Below are 5561 nucleotides of genomic sequence, written 5' to 3'. Positions count from 1 at the left end.
GCTAATACATATTCTTTTTTAGCCAATAACGATTGCTCATCATTGGTAAGCTTACGTGTCGCTTTTGCTTCTTCTAATACAGCTATTTTGGCTTCCATATCCCAAAGCTTTTTACGCTCTGAGCTAATCACATCAGCAACAGTTTTATGCTCTTTTAATACTTTAAGTTGAGCCTGTAGAGAAACGAGAGCTTCATTGGCTGACTCATCCGCACGAGTGCCATAGTCAGGTCGATATGCTGTAGGTTTCTTTTTCCCTCTCAGTTTTTCTTTCTCATACCGTTCCTTTTCACGACGAATCGCTTTATCCTTTACAGCCTGAGAAGCGTATTCTTTATTTTTTATTTCACTTAATTTGCGTTGGTGTTTCTCCTCCGCGGTCTCATATTCTCGCCTTAATGCTTCATCAGCCAAAATCTGTGACTTTTTAACCTCTTCCTGTTTTCTAGCCGCCTCTTTTCTCGCATTCTCTATATCCCTCTGAAACTTTTCTTCGTTTAGTAAATCCAGTTCTCGCCTTAAATCTTCAGGTGTCTGACCTGTTTTATAATGATGCAGTCCTTTAGCAGCAGGGTCTAACTGGAACTCAAGAAGTTTCTCTTCATAGTCTTTAATCTTTTGGTCTAGCGTTCTTTCTCGTCCTATATTAAGCATTGCATCCCATGCATCGCTCGCCATTTCCTTAACGCCTTTCCAAGCTGATTCTAAAAAACCTAAGTTGTTTTCAATTTGCTGACTACGCTCCTGCATTGCATTGGCATAAGACTCCATTGCTATCTTTGCAACCTCATGCTCCTTCCCCTGCTCTTGCAGTGCCATTATTTGCTCTAACTGAGTAGCCGTTAAAAAGTGAAGGGATTTATCTAGTTCAGTAACAGCTTTAACTGGCTCCTCTTTTAAACGCTGAAATTGCTTGATTGTTTCATCAACTGACTGACCAACAGCCTTTTCGATTGCGGCTGCTGTTTTAGAAACCATCTCAACTGTATCGCCGGAGAATCCCCCTGAGCCAACAACTTTTGATATAGCATCAGCCATACCATACTGGGTAATACCATTTCCTGATAAGTTTCTAACAAGAGTATCCAGTTGTGCCGCAGTCTTCCCTGCATACCTACCAGTAAGAATCAGTTGCTTGTTATATTCACTAAATTCCTTAGAGCCTTGATATGCAGCAAGAGCTACCGCAGAAGCGGCACCAACAAATCCAAACATTGCAACTCTTGCTGGGGTAATTAGCGATGCTAACGCCTTCAATGAGTTTCCTATACCACCGAAGGAATCTTTTATCTGACCACCTTGCTGTATCATCACCATCCATACAGGCATCCCAGATGCCAACGATGTGACAATATCCGTCATTTGAGCGGGTAACTGACGCATAGCGTTTCGATATTGACCAATCGTGATTGAACCATTTAAGAATGCTTTTTCTTGTTCTTTCAGCTTGGCAATCATTGGCGCAGCTTGTTGCGAAACTCCCATTTGCGCTGCTTTCAACTCTAAAATTTCAGTTTTGGTTTTTCCTATAAAATCCGTCTGATTTTTAAGAGATTGTAAGAATTCATCTGCGGCTTGCTTTGCTTTATTCGTTGCAGCCTCCTGAGCTAATAATGCTTGCCCTTCTGCAGTCAGAGACATGTGCATTCTTTGCAGCTTATCTCTAGTTTGGTCTAATATGCTGCTATAATCTTTGAATTGATCTTTGGGAAGTAACCCTTTTTTACTTGCTGCTACAAGCTTTGTCTGCCAGTCATCTAATCGTTCAAAAGCTTTATTTGTAGGGTTCAGCTGATTAAGTAACTCATGAAGCTCTTTACGCTGTTTCTCCGCAGCTTGAGCTGCTTTTTTCTGGTTATCAACGCCGCGTTTAAATTGTTCGTTCAGGTCTTGAGCTGAGCCATTTACCTTTTCTGCTGTGCTGCCAAACTCCTTTAATTTTTGAGTCCCACGCTCTAAATCAGACGTATCAGCTTTAAGCGAGATGGTTGCTATATCTGCCATTTACCTTTCTCCAGATATAAAAAAAACACTCATAGGTGGTTAAATTAGCTTGTATGTAACTTTTATTTAAATTAACGCCATATTATTCTAGAATTTCATTTTCCAACATTCATCACTAACCAGATAACCTTTAAACACACAAAGGATTATTAACATGCTTAGAAAATTGACACTCATCGCAGCCCTTTTCATCGCAGCCAATGCTCATGCTGGAAACGAGTTAACTATCAGTAAGTTAGCTAGTGATGCAAAGACTAAAACAGCATTCCTTCAAGTTGTAAAAAATAACGACCTCCCATCATGGGTCTTAACTGGTGGTACTGAATCCCCATCAAATACTGTGACTTTAAACGGTAATGAATACCAAGTAGCAACAGCGTGCAAACCTCACAATTGCCCAGCAGAGCGAATTGCGATTATGTACTCTAAAGAAAAGAATGTTATGGCAGGTGTATTCTCTTCAAATGATGAAAAGAACAATACTGAGGATTTACTCTGGTTTAATATCACCGATGATTTATCAATCGATGGGAAAACGGTTTTATTTGCAGCACTTACGGGCAGCCTAGATAATCACCCTAATGATTTTAACTATAAGTAATTAAACTTAAAGTAGTTATTTTCAGAATTAGCCCACCAATGCCAATAGAATGGCGTTAAAATAGAAGCCCAAGGACGGGCTAGATTAATTACTTTGCAGTCAATTTGTAACTCTCATCAATCAACACTTTAAGCTCATCTTCAGGAAATCCACTGCCCAACTTTATAGTAATCCAGTGCTCTTTATTCATGTGATATGCTGGATATACCCCTTTCTTTAACCTCAACGAACCAACTAATTCAGGAGGTGATTTAAGGTTTATAATATCTACCATCTCATCACTCTCGCTTTCATATAACTTCTTTGATGATATTGTCAGAATGGCAGCAAACCATTTTGAGTTATTTTTATGCCTATAAATGATGTAACTAGGAAACTTAGCCCATGGATACTCAGCGACAGCACCATAATTACTCTGGATATATTCCATAAGTTCATTTTTGTTCATCTCACCATCCCACGAATAAGTTTTAGTTATGCTAACTTAGTGGGAGTGCAAATTGAAGCAAACAAAAAGGTCGCATAAGCGACCCAATCAATACTTTTGCTACTTTTTATTACTTATTGACGTAATTTGCATACAGTATAAGTAATATTGGCGTTGCAATAATATCAGCAGCAATAGTAAATGGTGTAATCATGACATTACCAGCCAATTTACCAGCACTAAGTGATGTGTATTCCTCTGTAGTATAAAACTCAACCTTATATGATTGATTTAGCTTAGCATTGGGTACTAATGGAAGAGTTATTCCATTCCTATCAAATAAATATCCACTTAGCGGGATTGTTTTAACCCATGACTTATCATTATCAAATCGCCTCTCACTAAAACCAAAATCCTTAAGGCTTTTCTCTTGTTCTGGACTTAACCTGTACTTTTTATCTATATAAACAAAGTAACTGTCATTAAATTTTACTAGTCCTTCTCTGCGCTCATCTGGCTTTATCTCGATTCTAATAACTCCCTCCGGGTTATTAAATGCTGACAATGGAATTACTTTAACCAACTCATTTAATTTCATTAATTCAGCAGAACCATTCGTCAGTATATAAATATATTTATCACCTAAAAAACCATAACCTGAAGTAGGAAGCTCAATCTCTTTTAATTTTTGATTAGTTAGTTTATTTTTAACACTAATATCTTTATATTCAAAAGCAGATACAATATTATCTTTTAAATCAACACGTTCCCTTATATTGGTCTCTTTTGCCGTGTTCGAATCCCAAACCGCCGCAGTTACGCACCCAGCAGAACTTAAAATCGATACGCTCAAAAAGCACGCTAGTAATTTATTCATTCCATTGCCTTAATAAGTTTAATTTAAGTCCAATGGATATTAGGATAGATGCAAATTTCAGGCAATAAAAAACCCACCGGAGTGGATTATTAACACTATTTATAGTTGAGCACATGTACATTACAAGTTACGAATATTAGCAATCTCTTCTTGTGTGACTTCTAGAGACTCTAGAAATCTCTGGTATTCATTGGGTTCCATTCCTTCAAATTTTTGATGTCACTCTCATCTATTCATGTTTTTTTAAAATAAATCTATTACCTATAGACGGGTCAACTGTTTTCGTATTTGCAATCAGCTAAACCGACACTAATTTCTTGACCTTTGTTGCTATTGTGCAAAATAACTTTAATACCCATTCTGTCGTATATCATATAAGCAAATGTAACCCCTGAATTTTCACTAAAATACACAGTAGCTTTAGCATCAGTTGAAAGCAACTCAAGCTTTGGTGATGTTATAACTACCCCTGTATCAAAGATTATATTTATCATTGCATTGTTATAATCTGCATGCGGAGTTACTTCCAACTTAACAGTCCCGATTTGCACTCCGTTATATCTATTGCTATCACTAAGGTCATCAGGTATGGAATAAACTCCACAGTTATACTTTCCCGCCAAAGCCAAAATATTATAGTTATTATCTCGATATAACCCCATATCATTCTCGTTATTAGCAGACAGGGTATATCCAGAAAATAAAATAAACAGGGCGCAAATATACTTAATCATCTTTAACCTCATTAATAAATTAGCCCCCTGAATATACCTGAATAGCTTTACTACACATAATCGAACTCTTTAGTTAAAAATAATTATGTGATCTAGAATGCAAGCTCATCCTTGGGCTATGTGTAGGTTAGGCAACTTCCTTCCCGTGAATAATATGGCGTAACGCGCTAATACCGTTCTCATTATAACGAAACGCTTCAACCTGCTTTGATGAGTAAGCTGACTTGTCCAAAAAGAACTTACCGAATTCGTCAGTTTTCAATCCGTTCTTGTTTGCAATACGACCAATTTTATTTGCTGACACTTCTAACCATATTCTTAATCACAAAGAGGGCTTCTGATTTAGAAGCCCTCTAGTATTAAACTCGCTTAACTACATAAATTTTACATTAATGACCGGACGTTTTAGCTTCTCGACAAGCCTCGAATAAAAACCAGACACGGCGTTCTGTTTCATCAATCCAGTTTTCTATTAGGCTTGTAGTGGAATAATCGCCATGTTCTGCGCATACTTCATGTGCTTTTCGAAATTCTGAAGCCAACATTTTATTATCTTCACAAAGCTCAGCAAGCATATCTAAAGGTTCTACGTATTCCGCATTGTTATCGCTAATCCTTTGCATTTTTGATATTTGCCCTATAGAACGTATAGTCACACCACCTATTTTACGAACTCTTTCAGCTATAGGGTCTGTCATGGAGTATAGTTGTTCACTTTGTTCATCAAGTAATAAATGATAATCGCGGAAATGTGGACCACTCATGTGCCAATGAAAGTTTTTAGTTTTTAAATAAATAGCAAAAATATCAGCCAAAATTGCATTCATTGCTCCACTGATATCTTTTGTTGCTTTTGGAGATAAATCTGTTGGCGTTTTAAGTGGGCGAATTTGTAGTTCTTTAGCTTTACTCATAATTA

The 5561-nt window shown here is 37.2% G+C and carries 6 protein-coding genes and 1 pseudogene; 1 reads left to right on the top strand and 6 read right to left on the bottom strand.

Features of this window, described 5'->3' with window-relative positions; genetic code table 11:
• The coding region (locus PSF16_RS16340; RefSeq protein ID WP_272689688.1) for a phage tail length tape measure family protein at positions 1-2003 on the bottom strand (2003 nt) is incomplete at its 3' end.
• A gap of 154 nt (positions 2004-2157) precedes the next feature.
• On the opposite strand from PSF16_RS16340, the gene ivy reads away from it, so the two are divergent.
• The gene (gene ivy, locus PSF16_RS16335; protein WP_036960318.1) at positions 2158-2604 is read left to right on the top strand and encodes an Ivy family C-type lysozyme inhibitor; all 447 of its coding nucleotides are present in this window, start codon (positions 2158-2160) and stop codon (positions 2602-2604) included.
• An 88-nt stretch (positions 2605-2692) separates the two neighbouring features.
• Here the strand turns inward: ivy and PSF16_RS16330 are convergent, their stop codons facing one another.
• The 5 genes and pseudogenes from PSF16_RS16330 to PSF16_RS16315 all read right to left on the bottom strand — a co-directional run bounded on the left by PSF16_RS16330 (position 2693) and on the right by PSF16_RS16315 (position 5556).
• On the bottom strand, positions 2693-3052 hold the full coding sequence (locus PSF16_RS16330) for an MmcQ/YjbR family DNA-binding protein (protein ID WP_272689687.1): 360 nt from the start codon (positions 3050-3052) through the stop codon (positions 2693-2695).
• Between the two features lie 109 nt (positions 3053-3161).
• Positions 3162-3908, bottom strand: coding sequence for a hypothetical protein (locus PSF16_RS16325; protein ID WP_272516572.1), 747 nt, complete (start codon positions 3906-3908; stop codon positions 3162-3164).
• Positions 3909-4180: 272 nt separating this feature from the next.
• The gene (locus tag PSF16_RS16320; protein ID WP_272689686.1) at positions 4181-4642 is read right to left on the bottom strand and encodes a hypothetical protein; all 462 of its coding nucleotides are present in this window, start codon (positions 4640-4642) and stop codon (positions 4181-4183) included.
• Positions 4643-4769: 127 nt separating this feature from the next.
• Positions 4770-4952 (bottom strand): annotated as a pseudogene (locus tag PSF16_RS17475) (hypothetical protein); the annotation flags it as partial.
• A 79-nt stretch (positions 4953-5031) separates the two neighbouring features.
• A complete protein-coding gene (locus tag PSF16_RS16315) occupies positions 5032-5556 on the bottom strand; it encodes a Dps family protein (protein WP_006659243.1) in 525 nt (174 codons plus the stop codon).
• Between the last annotated feature and the right edge of the window lie 5 nt (positions 5557-5561).

It is taken from the genome of Providencia sp. PROV033, assembly GCF_028484855.1.
Lineage (GTDB): Bacteria > Pseudomonadota > Gammaproteobacteria > Enterobacterales > Enterobacteriaceae > Providencia > Providencia alcalifaciens.
The sequence above is the reverse complement of the archived record's forward strand: the minus strand, read 5'-3'. Positions and strand labels throughout refer to the sequence as shown.